The 24,130-nt window shown below is 63.6% G+C and carries 24 protein-coding genes; 17 read left to right on the plus strand and 7 right to left on the minus strand.

Features of this window, described 5'->3' with window-relative positions; translation table 11 throughout:
• The 11 genes from JWP26_RS11255 to JWP26_RS11305 all read left to right on the plus strand — a co-directional run.
• Positions 1–450 (plus strand): ABC transporter ATP-binding protein (locus tag JWP26_RS11255; RefSeq protein WP_299727279.1); only part of this gene is annotated, 450 nt, incomplete at its 5' end.
• Positions 451–473: 23 nt separating this feature from the next.
• Entirely contained in the window at positions 474–1,952 is a 1,479-nt protein-coding gene (locus JWP26_RS11260) for a mannitol dehydrogenase family protein (RefSeq protein WP_299727282.1), read from the plus strand.
• Positions 1,953–2,121: 169 nt separating this feature from the next.
• Entirely contained in the window at positions 2,122–2,805 is a 684-nt protein-coding gene (locus tag JWP26_RS11265) for an HAD family hydrolase (RefSeq protein WP_299727285.1), read from the plus strand.
• A gap of 2 nt (positions 2,806–2,807) precedes the next feature.
• Positions 2,808–4,394 (plus strand): FGGY-family carbohydrate kinase, encoded by a 1,587-nt coding sequence (locus JWP26_RS11270; protein ID WP_299727288.1) that lies wholly within the window; start codon positions 2,808–2,810, stop codon positions 4,392–4,394.
• Positions 4,395–4,501: 107 nt separating this feature from the next.
• Positions 4,502–7,846, plus strand: coding sequence for a DUF2126 domain-containing protein (locus JWP26_RS11275; RefSeq protein WP_299727291.1), 3,345 nt, complete (start codon positions 4,502–4,504; stop codon positions 7,844–7,846).
• A 10-nt stretch (positions 7,847–7,856) separates the two neighbouring features.
• Positions 7,857–10,268, plus strand: a complete 2,412-nt coding sequence (locus JWP26_RS11280; protein WP_299727294.1) for a circularly permuted type 2 ATP-grasp protein — start codon at positions 7,857–7,859, stop codon at positions 10,266–10,268.
• Positions 10,269–10,273: 5 nt separating this feature from the next.
• Positions 10,274–11,152, plus strand: coding sequence for a transglutaminase family protein (locus JWP26_RS11285; RefSeq protein WP_299727296.1), 879 nt, complete (start codon positions 10,274–10,276; stop codon positions 11,150–11,152).
• Positions 11,153–11,279: 127 nt separating this feature from the next.
• The gene (locus JWP26_RS11290; protein WP_299727298.1) at positions 11,280–11,447 is read left to right on the plus strand and encodes a hypothetical protein; all 168 of its coding nucleotides are present in this window, start codon (positions 11,280–11,282) and stop codon (positions 11,445–11,447) included.
• A 46-nt stretch (positions 11,448–11,493) separates the two neighbouring features.
• Positions 11,494–11,652, plus strand: coding sequence for a DUF3309 family protein (locus JWP26_RS11295; RefSeq protein ID WP_082092705.1), 159 nt, complete (start codon positions 11,494–11,496; stop codon positions 11,650–11,652).
• A 203-nt stretch (positions 11,653–11,855) separates the two neighbouring features.
• A complete protein-coding gene (locus tag JWP26_RS11300) occupies positions 11,856–12,227 on the plus strand; it encodes a DNA gyrase subunit B (RefSeq protein ID WP_299727306.1) in 372 nt (123 codons plus the stop codon).
• Positions 12,228–12,232: 5 nt separating this feature from the next.
• Positions 12,233–12,676, plus strand: coding sequence for a phage holin family protein (locus tag JWP26_RS11305; protein WP_299727308.1), 444 nt, complete (start codon positions 12,233–12,235; stop codon positions 12,674–12,676).
• A gap of 160 nt (positions 12,677–12,836) precedes the next feature.
• On the opposite strand, the gene JWP26_RS11310 is transcribed toward JWP26_RS11305, so the two are convergent.
• The 4 genes from JWP26_RS11310 to JWP26_RS11325 form a co-directional block, all read right to left on the minus strand.
• Positions 12,837–14,357 carry an HWE histidine kinase domain-containing protein gene (locus JWP26_RS11310; RefSeq protein WP_299727310.1) on the minus strand — a complete coding sequence of 507 codons (1,521 nt, stop codon included), beginning with the start codon at positions 14,355–14,357 and terminating at the stop codon, positions 12,837–12,839.
• Between the two features lie 104 nt (positions 14,358–14,461).
• Entirely contained in the window at positions 14,462–15,394 is a 933-nt protein-coding gene (locus JWP26_RS11315) for a diacylglycerol kinase family protein (RefSeq protein WP_299727312.1), read from the minus strand.
• 16 nt (positions 15,395–15,410) lie between these two features.
• On the minus strand, positions 15,411–16,832 hold the full coding sequence (locus tag JWP26_RS11320; RefSeq protein WP_299727314.1) for a CHASE3 domain-containing protein: 1,422 nt from the start codon (positions 16,830–16,832) through the stop codon (positions 15,411–15,413).
• Positions 16,833–16,928: 96 nt separating this feature from the next.
• On the minus strand, positions 16,929–17,684 hold the full coding sequence (locus tag JWP26_RS11325; protein ID WP_299727316.1) for a Crp/Fnr family transcriptional regulator: 756 nt from the start codon (positions 17,682–17,684) through the stop codon (positions 16,929–16,931).
• 104 nt (positions 17,685–17,788) lie between these two features.
• On the opposite strand from JWP26_RS11325, the gene JWP26_RS11330 reads away from it, so the two are divergent.
• Complete coding sequence (locus tag JWP26_RS11330) at positions 17,789–18,154, plus strand: hypothetical protein (RefSeq protein WP_299727318.1); 366 nt, start codon at positions 17,789–17,791, stop codon at positions 18,152–18,154.
• 2 nt (positions 18,155–18,156) lie between these two features.
• On the opposite strand, the gene JWP26_RS11335 is transcribed toward JWP26_RS11330, so the two are convergent.
• Complete coding sequence (locus JWP26_RS11335; protein ID WP_299727334.1) at positions 18,157–18,729, minus strand: RNA polymerase sigma factor; 573 nt, start codon at positions 18,727–18,729, stop codon at positions 18,157–18,159.
• Between the two features lie 13 nt (positions 18,730–18,742).
• A complete protein-coding gene (locus tag JWP26_RS11340; protein ID WP_299727320.1) occupies positions 18,743–18,964 on the minus strand; it encodes a NepR family anti-sigma factor in 222 nt (73 codons plus the stop codon).
• 146 nt (positions 18,965–19,110) lie between these two features.
• Here JWP26_RS11340 and JWP26_RS11345 point away from each other — a divergent pair, with 146 nt between their 5' ends.
• From JWP26_RS11345 to JWP26_RS11355, 3 genes are all read left to right on the plus strand, one after another.
• Entirely contained in the window at positions 19,111–19,905 is a 795-nt protein-coding gene (locus JWP26_RS11345) for a response regulator (protein ID WP_299727322.1), read from the plus strand.
• Between the two features lie 126 nt (positions 19,906–20,031).
• A complete protein-coding gene (locus tag JWP26_RS11350) occupies positions 20,032–20,196 on the plus strand; it encodes a DUF1328 domain-containing protein (protein ID WP_299727324.1) in 165 nt (54 codons plus the stop codon).
• Between the two features lie 113 nt (positions 20,197–20,309).
• Positions 20,310–21,284 carry a sensor histidine kinase gene (locus tag JWP26_RS11355; protein ID WP_299727326.1) on the plus strand — a complete coding sequence of 325 codons (975 nt, stop codon included), beginning with the start codon at positions 20,310–20,312 and terminating at the stop codon, positions 21,282–21,284.
• Positions 21,285–21,295: 11 nt separating this feature from the next.
• Here the strand turns inward: JWP26_RS11355 and JWP26_RS11360 are convergent, their stop codons facing one another.
• On the minus strand, positions 21,296–22,081 hold the full coding sequence (locus JWP26_RS11360; protein ID WP_299727328.1) for a YdcF family protein: 786 nt from the start codon (positions 22,079–22,081) through the stop codon (positions 21,296–21,298).
• 154 nt (positions 22,082–22,235) lie between these two features.
• Between JWP26_RS11360 and JWP26_RS11365 the strand changes: the two genes are divergently transcribed.
• Positions 22,236–23,033 carry an amino acid ABC transporter ATP-binding protein gene (locus tag JWP26_RS11365; RefSeq protein ID WP_299727330.1) on the plus strand — a complete coding sequence of 266 codons (798 nt, stop codon included), beginning with the start codon at positions 22,236–22,238 and terminating at the stop codon, positions 23,031–23,033.
• An 86-nt stretch (positions 23,034–23,119) separates the two neighbouring features.
• The gene (locus JWP26_RS11370; RefSeq protein WP_299727332.1) at positions 23,120–23,866 is read left to right on the plus strand and encodes a transporter substrate-binding domain-containing protein; all 747 of its coding nucleotides are present in this window, start codon (positions 23,120–23,122) and stop codon (positions 23,864–23,866) included.
• Positions 23,867–24,130 lie beyond the last annotated feature (264 nt).

Here is a 24,130-nt window from a genome sequence, read left to right on the forward strand (position 1 = left end):
ACGATGATCTACGTCACCCACGACCAGGTCGAAGCCATGACCATGGCCGACCGCATCGTGGTGCTCAATGCCGGCAATGTCGAACAGTTCGGCAGCCCGCTCGATCTCTACAACAAGCCCGCCAACCCCTTTGTCGCCGGCTTCATCGGCTCACCCAAGATGAACTTCGTCGAAGGCGCCGAAGCCGCCAAGCACCAGGCCCATTCCATTGGCGTGCGCCCGGAACATTTCGCCCTCAGCCGCACGCCGACACCCGGCGCATGGAAGGGCACGGTGGCCGTTGCCGAACTGCTCGGCTCCGACACGTTCCTGCACGTCAATGTCGACAACTTTGGCCTGTTCACCGTCCGCACCGGGGGCGAGGATACCTACAAGCACGGCGACGACGTCTACCTGACGCCCGAGCCGACCCGCATCTACAAGTTCGGGCCGGACGGCAAAGCCCTTTAAGGGTCAGACTAAGGACTAAAAATATGACCACCAAGCTCTCCGCCGCCACGCTCGACGCCGTCTCAAAAACGGCCTCAGTCCCGCAATACGACCGGAGCAGCCTGACCGCCGGCATCGTCCATTTCGGCGTCGGCAATTTTCACCGCGCCCATCAGGCCGTCTATCTGGACGACCTGTTCGCCACCGGCAGCGACCATGACTGGGCCCTCGTCGGTGCCGGCGTGCGCGAGGCCGACGAGGCCATGCGGCAGAAACTGCTGGCGCAGGACCTGCTCACCACCGTGGTCGAGCAGGAAGCCGAACACAGCACCGCCCGCGTCACCGGCGGCATGATCGATTATCTCCAGCCCGGCGATAGCGCTGCGGTGATTGCCAAATTGAGCGACCCCGCCATCCGCATCGTCTCGCTGACCATCACCGAGGGCGGCTATTACATCGACCCGGCGAGCCAGAAGTTCGACCCCAAGCATCCCGACATCGCCTATGACGCCGCCCATAGCCATGCGCCCAAGACCGCGTTCGGCCTCATCCTCGCCGGCCTGCTCGCCCGGCGCTCCGCGGGCATCGAACCCTTTACCGTGATGAGTTGCGACAATATCCCGGGCAATGGCCACGTCACCGAAAACGCCGTGATCGGGCTGGCCCGCCTGCTCGATCCCGAGCTCGCCTCCTGGGTCAAGGACAACGTCGCCTTCCCCAACGGCATGGTGGACCGCATCACCCCCGCCACCTCGGACCGCGAACGCGACCTCCTCGCGCAGAATTTCGGCATCGAGGACAACTGGCCGGTTTTCTGCGAAAGCTTCCGCCAATGGGTGCTGGAAGACAAATTCCCCGCCGGCCGCCCGGCGCTGGAAAAAGTCGGCGTGCAGTTCGTCGCCGACGTGGCGCCCTACGAGCACATGAAAATCCGCATCCTCAATGGCGGCCACGCCACCATCGCCTATCCGGCCGGCCTGATGGATATCCATTTCGTCCACGAGGCGATGGAAAACACCCTCGTCGCCGCCTTCCTCAAGAAGGTCGAAAACGACGAAATCATCCCCGTCGTGCCGCCGGTGCCCGATACAAATCTGAACGACTACTTCGCTCTTTGCGAACGCCGCTTCGGCAATCCCAAGATCGGCGACACCGTCCGCCGCCTGGCGCTCGACGGCTCCAACCGCCAACCCAAATTCATCATCCCGTCGGCAGCGGATCGCGTTGCGGCAGGCCAATCAGTCACCGGCCTGGCTTTGGTGTCGGCGCTGTGGTGCCGCTATTGCTATGGCACGACCGATACAGGCGTCGTGATCGAACCGAACGATCCAAGCTGGGACCGCCTGACCGCGCAAGCCAAGCTGGCGAAAGCCGACCCTAAGGCCTGGCTGGCCATGACGGACATTTACGGTGAGTTGGCAGGGAACGCGACCTTTGTCGCGGCGTTCGACCATGCGCTGACGACGCTGTGGTCGGTTGGGACCAACGCGACGCTGGAACGCTATCTGGCCAATTCCTTGTGACTGGCACTGCCTCGACCGCAAGCTCGATCCGTCCCCTCCCCCTTGAGGGGAGGGCTAGGGTGGGGGAAAGCATCAGCAAGAGTGGCGCCGACCTCCTCCACTCCTGCAGAACGCTCCCCCCACCCCTAACCCCTCCCCTCAAGGGGGAGGGGAATGCGTTCCGCGTTCCATGACCATCGACCTCATCATCTTCGACTGCGACGGCGTGCTGGTCGATAGCGAACCGCTCGCCATGCGCGTGCTCGTCGCCGCCATCGCCGCCCAGGGCATCACCATCAGCACCGAAACCGCCTATCGCGATTTCCTTGGCCGCTCGCTCGCCTCGATCTCCACCAGCCTGCTCGATTCCCACGGCGCCCCGCTCGGCCCCGCCGCCCTCGCCAGCATGCGCGGCGATCTTTACGCGCTCTATCGCCGCGAACTCCGCCCCAACCCCGGTCTGCCCGCAATCCTCGGCAAGCTCAAAATCCCGTTCTGCGTCGCCTCCTCGTCCGAACTCGAACGCATCCGCCTCAGCCTCGAGCTGACGGGGCTCCTCCCCTGGTTCGAGTCCAATATTTTCTCCGCCAGCATGGTGGAAAACGGCAAGCCGGCGCCCGACCTGTTCCTCCACGCCGCCCGCCAGATGGGCGTCGCCCCTGCCAATTGCCTCGTCATCGAAGACAGCCCCGCCGGCATCATGGCCGCCCGCAATGCCGGCATGGCGGTGTTCGGCTATACCGGCGGCAGCCATGTCGCCCCGGCCGGATTGCGCGCGGCCATCGCCGCCCTCCGCCCCGACGCGATTTTCGACGATATGCATGCCCTGCCCGATCGGCTAAGCTCGCTGCGAACCGAGAAGAAGGCGCGATAGCGTTGAAGCAAAGCCTCCTGGTGGCAGTGGATGTGGGCACGGGGAGTGCCCGAGCCGGAGTGTTGACGCCCCAAGGCGCGCTGCTCGGCCGCGCCGAAATGCCCATCGCCATGAACCGCACCGATGCGAATCATGCCGAGCACGATAGCGAGGATATCTGGTCCGCCGTCTGCGCCGCAGTGCGCGAGGCAATAGCGCTGGCCAAGGCCGATCCCGCCGATGTCGTCGGCCTCAGTTTCGACGCCACCTGCTCGCTCGTCGTCCGTGACGCCAATGGCGCGCCGCTGACCGTTTCGACCAATGGCCTTGCCCGCTGGGACACCATTGTCTGGCTCGACCACCGCGCTCTCGCCGAAGCGGAGGAATGCACCGCCACCGGCCATGAAGTGCTCAAATATGCCGGCGGCGTCATGTCCCCGGAAATGGAAGTGCCCAAGCTGATGTGGCTCAAGCGCCATATGCCAGATACCTGGGCGCGCGCCGGGCAAATCTTCGACCTCGCCGATTTCCTCTCCTGGAAAGCCACCGGCTCGCTCGCCCGCAGCCAATCGACGCTGGTGTGCAAATGGACCTATCTCGGCCACGTCGCCGCCCCCTGGCGCCGCGATTTCCTCGCCACTGTCGGCCTCGAGGACCTGTTCGAGCACGCCGCCCTGCCCGAAGCCGCCAGCGAAGTTGGCGCCGATCTCGGTCCGCTGACCGCCGATGCTGCCGCCCAACTCGGCCTCACCACCGCCTGCCATGTCGGCGCCGGCCTGATCGATGCGCATGCCGGAGCCTTAGGCGTACTCGGCACCTTCGCCGGCGACGTCGATACCATCGACCGCCACCTCGCCTTGATCGCCGGCACCTCAAGCTGCGTCATGGCGCTTTCGGCTGAGGACCGCCCAACGCCTGGCGTGTGGGGGCCATATTTCGGCGCCGTCCTGCCCGGCGTCTGGCTCAACGAGGGGGGCCAATCGGCCACCGGCGCGCTGCTCGATCACATCATCAAATGGCATGGTGCCGGCGGCGAACCTGTCCCGGCCATGCATCGCCGTATCGCCGCGCGCATCATGGAACTGCGCGCGATCGAGGGGCAAAACTTCGCCCTCCGCCTCCACGTCCTGCCCGATTTCCACGGTAATCGCTCGCCGCTCGGCGATCCGCATGCGCTGGGCGTCATTTCCGGCCTGACGCTGGACAGCGATTTTGACTCGCTCTGCCGTCTTTATTGGCGCACCGCCGTCGCCATCGCCCTCGGCGTCCGTCACATCCTCGAAACCCTCAACACGCGTGGCTACGCCATCGACACGCTGCACGTCACCGGCGGCCACACCAAGAACCCGCTGCTGATGGAGCTCTATGCCGACGCCACCGGCTGCACCGTGGTCGAGCCCGCCGCCCAAGACGCGACACTGCTCGGCATGGCCATGGTCGCCGCCACCGCCGCCGGGCTTTATCCCAGCCTCGACCAGGCCTGTATGGCCATGCACCAGGGCGGCACCGAGCGGAATCCCGACCCCTCCGCCCGCCCCCGCTTCGACAAGGACTACGCCATTTTCCTCGAAATGCTGCGCCAGCGCCAAATCATCGATGCGATGAGCTGACGCAACCCACCTCACCATTCATCCCGCCTATCCCTGTCGGCCAACACGCGCTAAGGTTTGACCGGGAAGTCAAATTTCGTGGCACTTGAAGCGAGCGACGCGAACGCATGTCGATCAAAGCCGCCGTCTATCATCTGACGCATTACAAATATGATCGCCCGGTCGTCCTGCAGCCGCAGATCATCCGGCTCCAGCCCGCCCCGCACAGCAAGACCAAGGTTCTGAGCTATTCCCTCCGGGTCTCGCCGAGCAATCACTTCGTCAATGTGCAGCAGGACCCCTATGGCAATTTCCTGACGCGCTTCGTCTTTCCCGAGCCGGTCACCGAGCTCAAGATCGAAGTCGATCTCGTCGCCGACATGACGGTCTACAATCCCTTCGATTTCTTCGTGGAAGAGAGCGCCGAAATCTGGCCGTTCCAGTATCCCGAGGATATCCGCGCCGATCTGTCCATCTATATGCAGCCCGAACCGGTCGGCCCGCTGCTGCAGCAATTCCTCAATGGCATCGACAAGACGCCGATGAACACGGTGAACTTCGTTACCGCCATCAATGCCTCGATCCAGCAGCACATCGCCTATATCGTGCGCATGGAAACCGGCGTCTGGACGCCCGAGGAAACGCTGGGCAATGCGCGCGGCTCCTGCCGCGATTCGAGCTGGCTGCTGGTGCAGGCTTTGCGCAATCTCGGCCTCGCCGCCCGCTTCGTCTCCGGCTACCTGATCCAGCTCAAGCCCGATCTGGTCTCGCTCGATGGCCCCGCCGGCACCGATCACGATTTCACCGACCTGCACGCCTGGTGCGAAGTCTACCTCCCCGGCGCCGGCTGGGTCGGCCTCGATCCCACCTCGGGGCTCCTCACAGGCGAAAGCCACGTCCCGCTCGCCGCCACCCCGCATTACAGGAACGCCGCCCCGATTTCGGGTTTCGCTAGTTACGCTGAAGTCGATTTCGCCTTCGACATGACCGTCACCCGCGTCGCCGAGCATCCGCGCATCACCAAGCCCTTCTCCGATGCCGCCTGGGATGAACTCAACGCGCTTGGCCATCAGGTCGACAAGGTGCTCGAAGAAAACGACGTCCGCCTCACCATGGGCGGCGAGCCGACCTTCGTCTCCATCGACGATTTCGAAGCCGACGAGTGGAACACCGGCGCCGTCGGCCCCACCAAGCGCGCGCTGGCCGATGACCTGATCCGCCGCCTGCGTACCCGCTTTGCCCCCACCGGCCTGCTGCATTACGGCCAGGGCAAATGGTATCCCGGCGAAACCCTGCCGCGCTGGACCTTCTCGCTCTATTGGCGCGTCGATGGCAAGCCGGTGTGGAAAGACGAGGCTCTCGTCGCCCGCGAAGGCGTCAAGACCGAAGCGACCCACGAGGATGCCAAGAAGTTCCTCGACGCCTTCGCGCACAATCTGGGCTTGACCGGCGAGACCATCGACGAGGCCTATGAGGACCCGGGCGAGTGGCTGCTCAAGGAAGCCAACCTCCCGGCCAATGTCGATCCGGCCAATTCCGAATTGGCCGATCCCGAGGCGCGTTCGCGCATCGCAAAAGTGTTCGAGCGCGGACTGACCAACCCCACCGGCTACGTACTGCCGGTGCAGCGCTGGAACGCACAGGCGTCGAGCCCGTGGCTGACCGAAAAGTGGAAAACGCGGCGCGGCAAGCTGTTCCTGGCGCCTGGCGACTCCCCGGCCGGCTACCGCCTGCCGCTGAGTTCGCTCAAGCATCTCAAACCCACCGATTACCCGCATGTCGTGCAGCAGGATCCCGGCGAGGCGCGCGGCACCCTGCCCGAACCCGACGAAATCCTACGCCGCAATACCGGCGGGCTGGCCGTCGATCCACGCACGCAGACCACCTCGTCGTTCACCGCCGCCACCGAGCAGCAGGATCGCACCGAGCAGGAAATCAGCGAGATCGAAGGTCAGGTCCGCACGGCGGTCACCGCCGAAGTGCGCGATCACCGCATCTGCGTCTTCCTGCCCCCGGTGGAGAAGCTCGAGGACTATCTCGAACTCGTCGCTGCCACCGAGGCCGCGGCCAAAGCGGTAGGCTTCCCGGTGCATCTGGAAGGCTATGCGCCGCCGCACGATCCGCGCCTCAACGTCATTCGCGTCGCCCCCGATCCGGGCGTGATCGAGGTCAATATCCACCCGGCCTCGAACTGGGACGATTGCGTCGCCACGACCACGGCGATCTATGAGGAGGCGCGCCAGTCGCGCCTCGGCGCCGACAAGTTCATGATCGACGGGCGTCACACCGGGACCGGCGGCGGCAACCATGTCGTGGTCGGCGGCGCCACGCCGAACGACTCCCCGTTCCTCCGCCGCCCCGACATGCTCAAGTCCTTGGTGCTGCATTGGCAGCGTCATCCGGCGATGAGCTACATGTTCTCCGGCCTATTCATCGGCCCCACCAGCCAGGCGCCGCGTTTCGACGAGGCCCGGCACGACAGCCTTTACGAGCTCGAAATCGCCATCGCCCAGGTGCCGCATCCTGCTTCCGGCCAGCCGGCGCCGCGGCCATGGCTGGTCGATCGCCTGTTCCGCAACCTGTTAGCCGATGTCACCGGCAATACCCATCGCTCGGAAATCTGCATCGACAAGCTCTATTCCCCCGATGGCCCCACCGGCCGGCTCGGCCTCGTCGAATTCCGCGGCTTCGAAATGCCCCCCAATGCCCGCATGGCGCTGGCCCAGCAGGTACTGGTTCGCGCCCTCATCGCCCGCTACTGGACGGACCCGATCGACGGCAATTTCGTGCGCTGGGGCACCACGCTGCATGATCGCTTCATGCTGCCGCATTACGTCTGGGCTGACTTTCTCGATATCCTGGCCGATCTCGACAGCCACGGCTTCAAGCTCGATCCCGCCTGGTTCGCCGCCCAGCTCGAATTCCGCTTCCCGTTCTGCGGCGAGGTCGAATACGAGGGCGTCCGCCTCGAACTGCGCCAGGCGCTCGAGCCGTGGCACGTCATGGGCGAACAGGGCGCCATCGGCGGCACCGTCCGGTTCGTGGACTCGTCGGTCGAACGCCTGCAGGTCAAACTCGAAGGCATCAACCCCGAGCGCTATGCCGTCACCTGCAACCAGCGCCCGGTGCCGCTGCGACAGACCGACACCGCCGGCACCGCCATTGCCGGCGTGCGCTATAAGGCGTGGCAACCCGCCTCCGGAATGCATCCGGAACTGCCGGTCAACACGCCGCTGGTGTTCGATATCTACGACAAATGGAGCCAACGCCCGGTCGGCGGTTGCGTCTATCACGTCGCCCATCCGGGCGGGCGCAGTTACGATACCTTCCCTGTCAACGGCAATGAGGCCGAGGCCCGCCGTCTCGCACGCTTCGTGCCGCAGAACTACACCGGCGGCGGTTTCGTCCTGCACGATGAAAAGCCTGCGGATGAATTCCCGCTGACGCTTGACCTGCGCCGTCCGCCCAGATGATTTGACCGCGATGGAAACACGACAGCAAAAGCCGCGCGGTAAGCCTCCGGCCGGTCCCAGCATTATCGCTGATTACCGGCTGCAGCCCGGCATACCCGACGAAATGATCGACCCGGCCGGCAATATCCGTCCGGGCTGGGCCGCTTTGATGTCGGCCTTCGACGATCTCGGCCCCACAGAGTTGGCTGCCCGCTTCGAGCGCGCCGATCAATATCTGCGCGATGCCGGCGTGTTCTACCGCAAATATGATGGCGCCGCCGGCAAGGAACGCTCCTGGCCGCTGGCGCACATCCCGCTGCTGATCGACGAGACGGACTGGACCCGGATCAGCCATGGCCTGATCGAGCGCGCCGAACTGCTCGAGCAGATCGTCGCGGATATCTATACCGACAACACGCTGGTGCAGCGCGGCCTGCTGCCGCCCGACCTTGTGGCCCGCAATGGCGAATTCCTCCGCCCCCTGGTCGGCGTCAAACCCGCCTCCGGCCATTTCCTGCACTTCTGCGCTTTTGAACTCGGCCGCGGGCCCGACGGCAATTGGTGGGTGTTGGGCGACCGCACCCAAGCCCCGTCCGGCGCCGGTTTCGCCATCGAAAACCGCGTCGCCACCACGCGCGCGCTCAGCGAAATCTATGCCGATATGAACGTGCATCGCCTCGCCGGCTTCTTCCGCACCTTCCGCGATACGTTGTTCGAACAAGGCCGTCGCGATGGCGGGCGGGTCGGCATTCTCACCCCCGGCCAGCTCAACGAAACCTATTTCGAGCACGCCTATATCGCCCGCTATCTCGGGCTGATGCTGCTCGAGGGCGAGGACATCACCGTCGAAGACGGCAAGGTCATGGTGCGCACCGTCGCCGGCCTCAAGCCGGTCAGCGTGCTGTGGCGCCGCGTCGATGCCTCGTTCACCGACCCGCTCGAATTGCGCTATGACAGCCGCATCGGCACGCCCGGCATGGTCGAGGCACTGCGCCAGGGCTCGATCTCGATGATCAACGCTTTGGGCACGGGAATTCTCGAGACCCGGGCGCTCGCCGCCTTCCTGCCGCGCCTGTCCAAGGCCATTGCCAGCAAGCCGCTGGACCTGCCGGAAATCGCCACCTGGTGGTGCGGCCAGCCGGCCGAACGCGACTACGTCATCGACAATTTCGACAAGCTGATGATCGGCCCCGCCTTCGCCACCACGCTCCCCTTCGACGATCCGCGCGGCACCGCCTTGGGCTCCTCGATGACGCCTGAACAAAAGGCCGACCTCATCGCGCGCATCCGTGCCAATGGCGCCGATTACGTCGGCCAGGAACAGGTGCAGCTTTCTACCGCCCCGGTCTATGTCGAGGGCAAGCTGCAGCCGCGACCGATCACGCTGCGTGTCTATGCCGCCCGCACCGACAAGGGCTGGACCATCATGCCCGGCGGCTTCGCCCGCGTCGGCTCGTCGCCCGATACCACCGCCATCGCCATGCAGCGCGGCGGTCATGCGGCCGACGTCTGGGTGCTGTCATCCAAGCCGGTCGAGCGCGTGTCGCTGCTGCCGCAAGATGGCCAGAAGCTGGTCCGCAACTCCCCCGGCAGCCTGCCCAGCCGCGCCGCCGATAACCTGATCTGGCTCGGCCGTTACGCCGAACGCTGCGAGGCCACGGTGCGCATTCTGCGCGCCTACAATGCACGGCTGGCCGAACTGTCCAAGTCCGATCTGCCGATCCTGACCCACGCGCGGGCATTTCTCGAAACCATTGATGTCGACGCTACTGATGCGCTGCCGCAGGGCCTGCTGTCCTCCATCGACAGTGCCGTGCACAGCGCCAGCCAGATTCGCGACCGCTTCTCGCCTGATGGCTGGCTCGCCCTCGCCGACCTGCAAAAAAGCGCCCAGCGCTTCGCCGCCCGCGTGCAGCCAGGCGATGATGCCACCCGCGCCATGACCGTGATCCTGCGCAAGCTGGCGGGCTTCTCGGGTCTCGTGCATGAAAACATGTACCGCTTCGCCGGCTGGCGCTTCCTCGAACTGGGCCGCCGGCTGGAGCGCGCTATCCAGATCGCCCGCATCACCGCCTGGCTGACCGGGAAGGACGCGCCTGACGGCTCGCTCGAAATGCTGCTCGAAATCGGCGACAGCGTCATGTCGCACCGACGCCGCTATTCGGTGAGCGCCGGCACGCAAAGCGCCGTTGACCTCTTGGTCCTCGATCCGCTCAATCCGCGCTCGGTGCTGTTCCAGCTCACCGAATTGCGCGCCCAGATCGAAATCCTGCCCGGCGGCGTCGATGACGGCCAGCTTTCCCCTGCCGCCAAGGCGGCGTTGCAATTGCACACCGACCTCGTCATCGCCGAACCCGCCGACATGACCCCCGAACGCCTCGAAAAGCTGGCCGCCGATATCGGCATGCTGTCCAGCCTCGTGGCGGCGGCGTATTTCGTGTGACCGGCATGCTCTACGATGTCAAACTCGACCTGCACTACGATTACGACGCCACCGTCCAGGGTGGCCGCCACCTGATCCGGGTCGCGCCGATCAGCATTCCGGGCGTGCAGCGCGTCGTCGCCGCAGGTCTATCGTTCGAGCCACGGCCAGATCGCAAAAGCCATTTCACCGATTTCTTCGGCAATTCGGTCACCACCATCGCCTATGACGGACCACACGACACGCTCGATGTGCGGCTCTCCGCCCGCGTCCAGGTCGAGGACATTCATCCCCCCGCCGACCTGTCGCCCACCCTGCCCAGTCTCGCCGCGGAAATCGCCCGCTTCTGGTCGGTGGCGCCCGATAGCCCCCATCATTTCCTCGCCAGTTCCCCTCGCGTGCAGCTCGTGCCGGCCATCACCGACTATGCCCGCGACGTGGTGGACAGCGCCGCCTCCGTACAGTCCGCCGCGCTGGCGCTCTGCATGGCCATCCATCGCGATTTTACCTACGATCCCAAGGCCACCGACGTCGCCACCAAGCCAGCCGAAGCCTTCGCGCTGCGCAAGGGCGTGTGCCAGGATTTCGCCCATATCATGATCGCCGGTCTGCGCGGCGTCGGCATTCCGGCAGGCTACGTCTCGGGATTTTTGCGCACCATTCCGCCCCCCGGCAAGGCGCGGCTGGAAGGCGCCGATGCCATGCATGCCTGGGCCCGGGTCTGGTGCGGCCAGCATGCCGGCTGGATCGAGTTCGATCCCACCAATGCCATGATCGCCGGCCCCGATCATATCTGCATCGGCCATGGCCGCGACTATGGCGACATCTCGCCCATCGTCGGCGTGCTGCGTACCCATGGCGGCCACGAAACCACCCAATCGGTGGACGTCATCCGGGTCGAATAATCCCTTACACACTAGTAATGGAACCAAAATCGCGCATTGCCCGTTCATTGGGCAAGCGCAACAACGCGCTCCAAAGTTCAAACAATCCCACCCAATATTTGGCTGGTGATGAGTTGCGGAGGCCGACATGACCCATATGGAAATCAAGGCAATCGAAGACGCCGGTCGCAGCTCGATGGTTTGGTCCACCGAAGGCTATGATGGGCAGACCCATTACGCCGACGTGTTCAAGGCTCTGGCGCCCGCGCTGTTCATTCTTGCCGCCGCCGCAGCCCTCATGTTGTTTGTTCTGTAAGCGTCAGCGTCCGGAACCTTAGCGTCAACCGTAAAGGAGTGTTCCAATGACTTTAGGCACCATTCTCATCATCATCCTGATCCTGCTGTTGATCGGCGCACTGCCCAATTGGGGCTATTCGCGCGGCTTCGGTTACTTCCCCTCCGGCATTCTCGGCGTCGTCCTGGTTGTGATCCTCATCCTCGTCTTGATGGGACGCATCTAACGCCGAACCACAAACGGGCACCCGGCTTCGGCCGGCTTCTACCGCAAGGTAGATCGTGCCCTGCGGGCCAAGGTCGCCCCACCTTCCGCCCGCCCCATGACGCCTCGATGCGCTCCCCCAGCGTATCGGGGCGTCTCTTTTTGCCGGCCCAAGGAACCCCCCGCTGTTCGCAGCGTTAAACTCGCAACTCATGGAGCGTCCTAATGTCCACAACACCCGATCTCGCCCCCAACCGCACTCCCGCCGCCGCGGCTCGCCGCACGGCCAACCGGGCCCGCAGCTCCGTCAAGGAAGCTCAGCTTGAGGACCAGATTTCCCAGTTGCAGGCTGACCTCAAGGGCATTGCCTCCACGCTCGCCAAGCTGACCAATTCCAAGGTTTCCGAAGTGCGCGATGTCGCCACCAGCGAAGCCCGCCATTTGCAGCGCCAGGGCCAGAACGTCATCGAGGACGTGCAGGACCAGGCCGGCGCGCTTGAGCAGCAGCTCAAGGACACCATCCGCGAAAAGCCCCTGACTGCCGTCGCCAGCGCCATCGGCATTGGCTTCGTGCTCGCTTTGCTGTCGCGCCGCTGATCGCCATGAACCTGCTGGTTCCCATCGCTGCACTCCTCGGCTTTGAAGTCGAGGAGATCACCGATCGTCTTAAAGCCCTGGCGATCGCCAATGCGGTGATCGCCCTGTTCGGGCTGTTGACGCTGGTCTTCCTGCTGGTCGCCGGGTTTTTGGCGCTCGCGGCCCAGCTAGGCCCAATCTATGCGGCATTAATCTTTGCCGGCGTGTTCTTCGTCATCACGGCGGGGATCGTGATCGGCATGCAGATTTCCGAAAATTCCCGTAAACGCCGCGTCGCCGAAAAACGCCGCTCCAGCGATACCAGCGCCTTCGTCACTACTGCCGCGCTGGCCGCCCTGCCCGTGCTGCTGAAGTCGCCTCTCATCCGCAATGTCGGCCTGCCCCTAGCGGCAGTCGTCGCCGCCGCGATGTTCATCGGCAAGTCGCGGGACGATAAGACGGACGATTGAGCGGTCGCGTTCAATTAAAGCACCCTCATCCGACGCTGCGCGCCACCTTCTCCCCGACGGGGAGAACAATAGGAGGACGATGCGCTCTCAAGGTTCCTCTCCACGTCGGGGAGAAGGTGGCCGGGTGAGGGTGTCTGCCCAGCTCAGCGCGTGAAGCGGTTCACCCCTCATATAACGGCAGTGGTATCCAGATATCCGCCGCCACACCTTGCGGCTCAAACCTCAGCTTGACCTCGCTGTCGAGCACCTTGGCCAGGCTCCGCTCGATCAGCCGCACGCCCAGGCCAGCTTCGCTCGGCGCCTCCACCTGTGGCCCGCCGGTTTCGCGCCAATGCATCGACAGCCCGCGCACCGGCGCGTTGAGCACTTCCCAATAGATGGCGACAACGCCGTTGCTGCCCGACCAGGCGCCATAGCGGTGCGCATTCGTGGTCAATTCATGCAGGATCAACCCCAGCCCCAGCGCATGGTCAGCCGGCAGTGTCACGTCCTCGCCATTCACCTCGGCTCGGTCGGGCTCGCGCAGGAAATCCGCGCCCAGTTGCGAGCTCAGCACTTCGTAAAGCTGCACACCGGACCAGTCGCGATCGGCGAGCAGCACATGTGCGTCCGAAATCGTCCGCAGCCGGCCGGAAAATGCCTCGATGAACTGCTTGGGGTCGGGATTTTTCTTGATGGTCTGGCGTGCCACTGACTGGATCATCGCCAGCGTATTCTTGACCCGGTGATTAAGCTCGCGCAGCAGCAGCCGCGTCTGTTCGGCGCTCTGCTTGCTCTCGGAAATATCCAGGCTCGCCCCCATCATGATGAGCGGCTGGCCCTCGGCATCGCGTTGATAGACCCGGCCACGCATGGTCAGCCAGCGGCCGTTCTTTCCCACCCGCGCTTCCGCATTATAGTCCAGCCCGTCGGCGAAGCTGGCGGCGATGGCTTCTTCCACCAGCGGACGGTCGCGTGCGTCATGGGCATCCAGGATTTGCTCGACATGGATCGAGCCGACTTCGGGCAGTTCATACATGCGCCGGAAGGTGTCGTTGCACGACACTTCCCCGGTGCGAACATCCCACACCCAACTGCCGACCTTGCCGGCTTCCAGCGTCAGCGCGTGGCGCCATTCTTCCTTGATCAGCGCCGCCGCTGTGCGCGCCCGCACCCGCGCCTCGTCCTTGAGCGAAAACAACGTCGACGCCACTTCCGCCATGTCGATCAATTGCGCAATCAAATCGGGGTCGACGCTCTCGCGCGGCCTGGTGCCCAAGACGCAGAGGGTGCCGATGCGCTGCCCCCGCACCGTAACCGGCGCTCCGGCATAAAACCGCACGTTTGGCCAGCCGACCACAAAGGGATTGTGCTTGAAGCGCTCATCCTGGGCCATGTCGAGCACGATCAGATGGTCACGATCTATCGCCGCGATAGTGTGGGCGCAGAATGAAACCTCTGTCGGCGTCTCGGCCAGGCCATCGACGCCGAAGCAGGAACGGAACCACTGGCGATCGACATCAATTAGGGTCACCTGGGCAAATTCGGTTCCAAACAGCCGCGCCGCAATGCGCGTCAAACGGTCAAAATCCGGATCTGGTTCGGAATCCATGACTTCCAGCGCCGCAAGCACATCGCGCCGCGCTGGGTCATCCACAACCTTTTGGACATCGTCCGAAAGGGGGGTTATCTGATCAATCACTTGTCGTCCTGAAGCTAACGCGCCCACCCGGCTGGAGACTCACAAAAACACCATCGGCACACGCGCAAACGCCGCATGTCGGACAAGGTTGCAAAAATTTTGAATTATTTCGTTACAACGGAACTTTGAGCCATCTCTGCCGCCCGGGGCAGCACCACCTTGAGCGCCTGCGGATGCACCTTGAGCGTGACCGAACGGTCGAGCCGGATCAGCTCCCCGTCGATCACCGCCATGGCGCCGCGCTTGCGATTGGGGAAGTGCAGCGTAACCTCCGCCACCTCCTCCTCCGACACCACCGGGCTCGCCCGCCAGGTGCCGAGAAAGAGATCGACCGCCAGTTTCAGCAGCGCCGGAGTGGACAATGGCGCCGCCACATAAACGCCGAGCACCGCTCCGTCGAGCCGGTCCGCATGCAAAACGCGCCCGCTGCCCAACGGATTGTTGCTGACCGCGATACCCGCCACCCGGCGCGTGTCGACGCCATTCTCGGTGTGGATTTCCGCGCTGAATTCGGGCGGATTGATCGCCGCGGCACCGATCGCCCGCAGGCTCGCCAACATTTTGCCGATACGGCTGCCATAAGTCATGCCTTCGCGAATGCGCACCAGCCGCGCATGCACGCCGACACCGAACTGGTGCACGAACGGCCGGTCATTGGCGCTGGCAATGTCCACCGCACCGATCTCGCCGCTGGCAATCGCCTCCAGCGCTTCGGGCAGCGTCAGCGGCATGCCCAGCGCCCGCGCAAACAGGTTCATCGTGCCCGCCGGCAACACGCCTAGCGGCACGCCCGACGCAAAGGAAATCGCCGCGGCCGTCGAAATCGTGCCGTCCCCGCCACCCGCCAGCAAGGCGTCTATGCCCTCGATTTGCGCCGCCGCCCGCAATGCCGCTTCCACCCGCTTGCCCTTGACCAGGCGGCAATCCAGCTCGTGCCCGTGCTGCGCAAAAATCGCCTTGGCCTGCACGCAGAAGGCATCGAGATCCATGGTCCGGAGCGTGCCGCCATCGCGGTTGAGGATGGCTACAAAACGCAATGGGCAAGTCTCCAGGTCAGGCTGATGGCGTCTCGGAAGCTGTCTTGCCGGCGCCCTCGAGATTGGGCAGTGGCACCGTCACCGTCAAGCCGCCCGTTGCACCGCGCTCGTAAATCGGTACGCCGCCAAACTGTTGCGCCAGTTGCTTGATGATCACCGAGCCCAGCCCGCCATCGCCAGGCTCGATCCCCTCGGCCAGGCCCTGTCCATCATCTTCCACCGCCAATGTGGGCACGCCGGTGCCGTCGCGGAACAGCTTGACCACGATCCGGCCCCGCCGCCCGCCCGGAAAGGCGTGCTTATAGGCATTGGTCACCAGTTCCCCCACCACGATGCCGATCGTGGTGGCGTCGCGCGCGTTGATGACGATCGGCTCGACCTCGCCCACCAGCTCGATCGCGCCCGCGTCGGTGGTGGTGCTCTTGAGATCGTCCAGCACTGCGTTGAGGAATTCGTGCGCGTCGGTGGTTTCGAGGTCTCCCCCCAGCCGTAGCCGGCGATGCGAGGAGGCGATGGCATGCACGCGTCCCCGCGCCGCTTCCAGCGCTTCGCGCACCTCGCCCGATTTCGAGCGCATCAGTTGCAGTCCCAGCAGCGACGACACCGTCGCCAGCGAATTGCCGATGCGGTGATTGGTATCCTGCAACAGCGCCTCGACCCGCTCCCGCTCGCGCTCGGCATGGGTCGTGGCCTCTTCGAGCGCCTGGGTGCGCTCGCGCACCCGCGCTTCCAGCGTTTCGTTCTGGCTACGCAATTCGTTCTGGTTACGCGCCAATATGGTGATGTCCTGCCGGGTCCGGCCCAGCAGGGATACCCCCAGGATCGCCGCCCCGGCCAGCGCCGCCAGGATCGCCGCGACCAGCCAGCGGCGCGAGCCTTCCATATCGTCATTGCGCTGCAGCAAATTGGCGTTTTCCTCGGTGATGAACTGCTCAAGGGTGCCGCGCACTTCCTCCATCATCCGGGCGCCGAGGCCGCTATCGGTCAGGTTCTGCGCCTGCTGCCGGCGCTGCGTTGAATACAGTTCCACCGTGCGCGCCATTTCGGCGGCCTTGATATTGATCTGGCCGACAATGGACTTCACCCGCTCGCTTTGCACCGGGTTGGCCTTGGTGACCTCGATCAGCGCCGCCACGCGGGTATCGATGGTGGACGACGCCCGCTCATAGGGTTCGAGGTAATCTTCGTTGCCGGTCAGCAGGTAGCCGCGCTGATTGCTCTCGGCCTCGCTCAGCGCAATGGTCAACTCGCGCGCCTGGTTGCGAACCTCATAGCTGCGCAGCACGTCACCCATCTGGCTATCGACGCCCTGCACCAGGAACAGCGCCGACAGCCCCGCCACCACCACCAGCGCCAAGGAGACCAGCGTGGCAAAGCGCTGCCCGCTCTTGCGAACGGGCCTCGCCGCCGGCTGTGCTAAACTGGTCGTCGTGCTCATGCGCTTCGCCCGTTGTGCGTCAATTCTGCCGTCGTTTCGTGGCCCTGGCATGATTGCCCTCTAGCCCTCGCCAATGGCCGTTTTGAGGCCAGCGTTTCAAATCAACGGCCGCTTGCGCTCGGGCAGCCCGTCCCATTCGGCGATCTCCATCAGCCCGTCCACGTCCAGTACTTCGCAGGCGCGGTCGTGCCAGCGGATCAACTTGCGATCCGCGAGCTTGCGCAGCGTCTTGTTGGTGTGAACGATGGATAGCCCCAGCGTATCGGCGACATGCAGTTGGCTGATCGGAATGTGCAGCTGTTTGCTGCCATCCAGCCCCACCGCCGCCGCCCGCTGATGCAGGAACGCGATCAGGTAAGCCGCTCGCTCCATCGCCGTGCGCCGGCCGAGGCTGAGCAGGTGATCGTCAAGCATGCGCTCCTCGCGAGAGGCCAGCCAGGTGATGTCGAAGCCAAGCCCCGGATGGTTGCGGAACAATTCGTCCAGCCGGTCGCGCTGGAATACGCAAAGCACCACCGGCGACAACGCCTCGACCGAATGATCCATCTCTCCGATGACCGAACCCTGCAAACCCAGCAGATCGCCCGGCAACATGTAATTGAGAATTTGCCGCCGCCCGTCCGGTAGGCTCTTGTAGCGGAATGCCCAGCCCGACAGCAGCGTATACATGTGGGCGCTATGCGTCCCTTCGGACATTAGCGTGGTGCCGGTCTCGGCCTGCAATTCCCCAGCCTTGAACGAAGAGACGAACTTCAGTTCCGCCGGCTCGAACGCCCGGAAATGCGGCGTGGCGCGCAGTGGGCATTGCTCGCACGGCACGCGCCGGCCGGGGCTGGGCAGCACTATGCTCACGCTTGGGCCCCGCCGGTACAAAAACCTACGGTCATGTCATACTTAAATGACAGTCCGCGACCACGCGGCGCATGAAGCGATTCAACACGCGTGCGGAATCTCTCATGCTCACTGACCAAACGGTCCTCATCGTCGAGAGCGAATTCCTCATTGCGCTGGACATCCAGCGCTGTCTGGAGACCTTCGGCGCAGCCCACACCGTGTTCGCTCGCAACACCGCCGAAGTGATGGACGCGATCGACCGCTGGCCCAGTTTTGGCTTCGCGCTGGTGGAAGTCCATCATCGCCATGATGACGACACGGCTTCGTTGTTGCGTGGGCTCGCCAAGGCCGGTGTCAAGCTGGTCCTGCTGACCGCCGACACCACGCTGCGCCGCGGCCATTCCGAGTTTCCCGCTGCGCCCGTGGTCATGAAGCCGTTCCTGGAGGAAGACCTGGCAAGCGCCTTGAAACAGGCGCTCACCAGCTGATCTCAGAATGAGTGATTGTGGGTCGTTACCTGCGTGGCGACGGCATCGGGGCCGTAATCGGCTTCGCCGCTGACCTTGAGGATATCCTGCAACCGCGTGCGCGCCCGGCTCACCCGGCTTTTCATCGTGCCGACGGCACAATCGCAGATTTCGGCAGCTTCTTCATAGGAGAACCCCGAAGCCCCGATCAGGATCACGGCTTCGCGCTGGTCGTCGGGCAGCTGCCCAAGCGCCTTCTTGAAGTCCTGCAAATCCATCGAACCATATTGCGGCGGATGCACCGACAGCCGCTCTGTGAACGCACCGTCGCTGTCCTGAACTTCACGCCCGCGCTTGCGCATCTGGCTATAGAATTCGTTGCGCAGGATGGTGAACAGCCAGGCCTTGATATTGGTGCCCATTTCGAAGCTGGTCTGCTTGGCCCAGGCCTTCATCACGGTGTCCTGCACCAGATCATCGGCCTTGTCGTGCTTGCCGGTCAGCGACACCGCGAAGGCGCGCAGGCTCGGCAAGGTGGACAGCATTTCGCGCTTGAACGAGGTCGGCTCTGCGGCGATTTTTTCGACGCGCGTCATCTCTGTCATGGCGCTATTCCCTGCTACGCGGTGCGTCTTTTGATTTTTGCGACTGCTCTGCGCTATCGAGTTTTTCGAGCAGGTCGAGCAATTGCTCGGGAACGCCCTCGTCCTGAACTGAGCCGTAAAGGGCACGAAGCCGCGAGCCGATATCCGTATTTGGACCCAGACCGTCGTCAGCCCGCCCCGCCTGCACCCGCGTACGCTGCTGGGACACAATGTCTTCCTTTATCATACCGTTAAACCGCCAGATGTGTTTTGATTTGCCCGCATTCAAAATGAAAATGCGTCGGCCGCAAAAAAGTTCCACTCCACTATGGAACTTTCGCCCTGCCCTCTCGTTGATCGGTTTCGCATAGCGTCACTGGGGAGTTAGTTTACATGACTTTGTCAACGCGGATCGCTCCGCATCTGCCGTACTTGCGGCGGTTTTCGCGGGCCACCACTGGCTCGCAAACGTCCGGCGATGCCTATGTGGCCGCCACTCTTGAAGCGCTGATCGCCGATATCTCGCTCTTCCCCGAAGCGAGCAATGACCGCATCGCGCTCTATAAGCTGTTTTCCGCCCTGTTTTCCTCGTCCGCCGTGCGCGTGCCCGAGCCCACCTCCTCCTACGCGTGGGAAAAGCGCGCGGCAGCCAATCTGGCCAATCTTTCGGCGCGCCCGCGCCAGGCATTCCTCTTGGTCGCCGTCGAAGGCTTCACCCATCCCCAAGCCGCTGAAATCCTGTCGGTTTCCGACAAGGAATTCACCGCCCTGCTCGATGAGGCTTCGGTCGAAATCTCTCGCCAGGTGGCGACCGAGATCATGATTATCGAGGACGAGCCCTTGATTGCCATGGATATCGAGCAGCTTGTCGAAAGCCTCGGCCATAAGGTGGTGAGCGTTGCCCGCACCCACAAGGAAGCCGTCAACCTGTTCAACCAGACCCAACCGCGCATGATCCTAGCCGATATCCAGCTCGCCGATGGCAGCTCGGGCATCGACGCGGTCAACGACATCCTCAATCACCATTCGGTACCGGTCATTTTCATCACCGCCTTCCCCGAGCGGCTGCTGACCGGCGAGCGCCCCGAGCCGACCTTCCTCGTCACCAAGCCGTTCAACCCGGACATGGTCAAGGCGCTGATCAGCCAGGCGCTGTTCTTCGACGAAGGCTCGCGCGCTGCGGCTTAAACGCTACCGATCACGTTTTTGCACAAGGCCGGGTTTCCCCCGGCCTTTTTCATTGCTGCCCGGAACCGCCGTCCGGGCTTTCCGTTGTTCTAGTGACCGCCGTGTACCGTACGGTAGGAGACCAAGATGCTGTACTACGCGCTTGTCTTTCTCGTTATCGCTTTGATCGCCGGGGTGTTTGGATTTGGCGGCATTGCCGGGGCGTCGGCCGGTATCGCACAAATCCTGTTCTTCCTGTTCCTGGCCTTCCTCGTGATCTCGCTGATTATCGGTTTTGTCCGGCGTGTCTAAGTTTAGTCATGCGCGGGCAGATATCCTGACGTCTTCTGCCACAAGCGGCGTCGCCTCCGGGCGAGCCGCTTTTCTAGCCAGCGTCCAGCCTGTTTTTATCGAGGTTCTGGACCATGCCCCAGCTATTGGCCGATAATCCAACCACCACCCAGCTCCGCGCCCTGTCGATCGGGCTGCGCGCCCGCGGCATCGCCATCCTGCATCAGGATGCCGAGGGCCGCTACGATCTGGCAGAAAACCTGCCGCTAGCTTGGCCCGCCAATATCCTGGGCAAGACCGATGCCGAAATCCTGCCGCCGTTGCTGGCTGATCACATCACCAGCGCCCGTCGGCAATGCATGGCCACCGGCCTTGAACAGATCATCGATTTCGAACTGCCTGAGCCGACGCGCCGACGCCATTTCGAGGCTCGCTTCAGCCCCGACGCTCCCGGCGTGGTCATCACTCTGTTCGACATAACAGACGAGCGCAATCGCGAGATTGCGGTGACGACGCTGCTGCGCGAAGTCAGCCATCGTTCCAAGAACCTGTTGGCCATCGTACAGTCCGTTGCCATGCAGACCGCCCATCACAGCGGCGATATCAAGGACTTCCTCGACAAGTTCCGCGGGCGCCTCCACGCCCTCTCCAGCACGCAGGACCTGGTCACCGAGAGCAATTGGCGCGGCACGCATTTCCAGACCCTGGTCATGTCCCAGCTCGCCCGTGTCAGCCCCGGCGTGCTCAAGGACACCCGCATTACCGGCGACAATCCCCTGCTCGGCCCCAATGCCAGCCTGCATATTGGCCTGGCCATCCACGAACTGGCCGCCAATGCGGTGATCCACGGCGCGCTGGCGGAGGATCAAGCCGGCCATGTCTGGGTCAATGCGCAGATCCAAAAGGCCGCCGGCCTGCCCGAACAGCTCATCATCGAATGGCAGGAAACCGGCATCGATACCCAGCAAGTCCGCCAGGCACCCCGCTTCGGCACCATGGTGCTCGAACGCATCGTGCCCCTCTCAGTGGGCGGCAGCGCGAGTTTCGAGATCGACGATGATAAAGTGAGTTATCGGCTGGCTGTACCTTCGGACCAGTTCGAGCCTTAGGGCGCCATCACCTACGGCCCCGGAAACATCTCGTCGATCTTGCCCGTCCAGTGATAGACCGCCAGCCCGATCCACTCGCGAATTGCAGTCGTCGTGGTCATCAGATTATCCACCGGATTGGTGACATCGACGCCAAATCCCTCAAGCCCGCTGCTGCGATAATCGGTCGGCCAGGGCAAAACCTCGATCCCCGCCTTGCGGAACAGCCCCATCGAGCGCGGCATGTGGAACGCCGAGGTTACCAACAGTTTTGGCCCCTCGATCCCCGCCAGCAGGCTCTTGCTGAACTCCGCATTCTCCTCGGTATTGCGAGACTGGCTTTCCAGCACCAGCCGATCCTGCGGAATGCCTAGTCCAAGGAAAAACCGCTGCGCCGTCTCCGCCTCCGGCTCGCCGCCATCCTGCAACACCGCCATGCCGCCGCTGATGACGATCTTGGCCTCGGGATAAAGCTGCGCCAGCTTGAGAGTCTCGGCAAAGCGGTCACCCGCGAGATTGAACTCGCTGATCTGCCGCGCCGCGCTGATCGGCCCGTTCGAGGCCCCGCCCAGCATGATGATGGCGCCGACATGCTGCGGCCAGGCCGGCCGCTCAAACCGCTCTTCCAGCGGCCGGATCAGCAGGGCCCCGGTTGTGGTAAAGCTCGACACCGCCAGCACCAGCACGCCGAGCACCGCCATACTGACCCCCGACTTGCGCAATCGGATCGATAGCAACAAGCCCACCACGACCAGCAACAGCGCCGCCGCCAACGGCTGCGCCACGGTCCAGAAAATTTTGGCGACGATCAGGAACATGGCTCATCCATAGCGCAACTCACAGCCTGGGCTCTCTATCACGCATTTGGTGCTTGCTATCTCCCCCGCTTTTGCTTTTCTTGGAGCGGGAACGATTGCCAGCCGAAAAAATGAGCAATCCCCATCAGGAATGGCGACAGGCGAACTTTTGAATATGACGCAATCTGCGCCTGAAACGGCGAGCAAGCCCAATGTCGTGTCCATCCGCGACCTGCACAAATCCTTCGGCGACCTCGAAGTGCTCAAGGGCATTTCTTTCGATGCCCACGAAGGCGAAGTCGTCGCGCTGATCGGCTCGTCCGGTTCGGGCAAGTCCACTTTGCTGCGCTGTATCAACATGCTCGAAGTGCCCGATCAGGGAACCGTCGCCATCGATGGCGAGGAAATCCGGCTGCGCGGCACCGGCCATGACCGGCGCATTGCCGACGAGCGCCAGATACACCGCATCCGCTCCGAGCTTGGCATGGTGTTCCAGTCGTTCAACCTTTGGGCTCACATGACCATCTTGGAAAACGTCATGGAAGCGCCACTCGTGGTGCAGAAGCGCCCGCGCCCCGAAGTGGAGGCCGAGGCTCTGGCCATGCTAGCCAAGGTCGGCATTCGCGAAAAGGCCGCCTCCTATCCCGCCCAGCTCTCCGGCGGCCAGCAGCAGCGCGCCGCCATCGCCCGCGCTCTCTGCATCAATCCTCGCGTCATGCTGTTCGACGAGCCAACCTCCGCGCTCGATCCGGAACTCGAAGTCGAGGTGCTGCGCGTCATCAAGATCCTGGCCGACGAAGGCCGCACCATGGTGCTGGTCACCCATGACATGGAATTTGCCCGCTCGGTATCCGACCGGGTCATTTTCCTGCATCAGGGCCTGATCGAAGAGGAAGGCACCCCCGATCAGGTGTTTGGCGCCACTCGCTCGCCGCGCCTCAAACAGTTCCTCAATGCTGCCAACCACGAGTGACTTGCCCACGCGATCACTGCAGCAGCTTTGGCGACAAGCCCGATCAACGGGCAACCACAAGAAAAATCATTCAACGGAGACACACAATGAAGAAGATCCTCCTCGCCGCAGCGGCCATTCTGGCCCTGTCCGGCGCCGCCCAGGCCCAGGAAACCGTACGCATCGCCACCGAAGGCGCCTATGCGCCGTGGAATTTCCTCGACGACGCCGGCAAGCCGGCCGGCTACGAGATCGATCTGGCCAATGCTATCTGCGCCAAGGCTGGCTTTACCTGCGAAATCCTCACCAATGAGTGGGACTCGATCATTCCGAACCTGGTCGCGGGCAACTATGACGTGATCATGGCCGGCATGTCGGTTACCGACGAGCGCAAGCAGACCGTCGATTTCGCCGATGAATACAAGCCCGTCGATCCGTCGCGCTTCGTCGCTCTCCCCAAGGCGGGCATCGATTTCGCGGCCCTCAAGGGCAAGCGCGTCGGCGCCCAGGGCGGCACCATCCAGGAGGCCTATGCCCAGGAGCATTTCGCCGCTGACAACACCGTCGTCGCCTTCGGCACCGCCGACCAGGCCATGGCCGACCTGGCTGCCGGCAATCTCGACATCATCCTGGCCGATGGCGCCTATCTCGAACCCATCGTGGCCACCGGCCAGGTTGAATTCGTCGGCGAGCCCGTGGAAATCGGCGGCGGCGTCGCCCCTGCTCTGCGCAAGGACGAAGGCGAGCTCAAGGGCAAGATCAACGAAGCCCTGACCGCGCTCAAGGCCGACGGCACCGTCGACACCCTGATCGCCAAGTGGTTCGACGGCGCCGGCCCGTTCTACAAGAAGTAAGTTTGGTTCGGCCATCAAGACGCCGAACACCCACGATCGGTCCCCTCCCCCTTGAGGGGAGGGCTAGGGTGGGGGGAAGCCTCAACTGGAGTGGAGCTTACTGACAACGCCACTCCCGCGACACCTTCCCCCCACCCCTAACCCCTCCCCTCAAGGGGGAGGGGAATACCTTCCGCGCCCCTTGCGTTTTCGCATCTAACCTAAGCCCGAGACCCCACGCCCAATGTTCTATTTCCTGCCCCTATGGATGCGCGATGGCCTCGG

The sequence above is a fragment of the Devosia sp. genome, from assembly GCF_028290435.1.
Classification (GTDB): domain Bacteria; phylum Pseudomonadota; class Alphaproteobacteria; order Rhizobiales; family Devosiaceae; genus Devosia.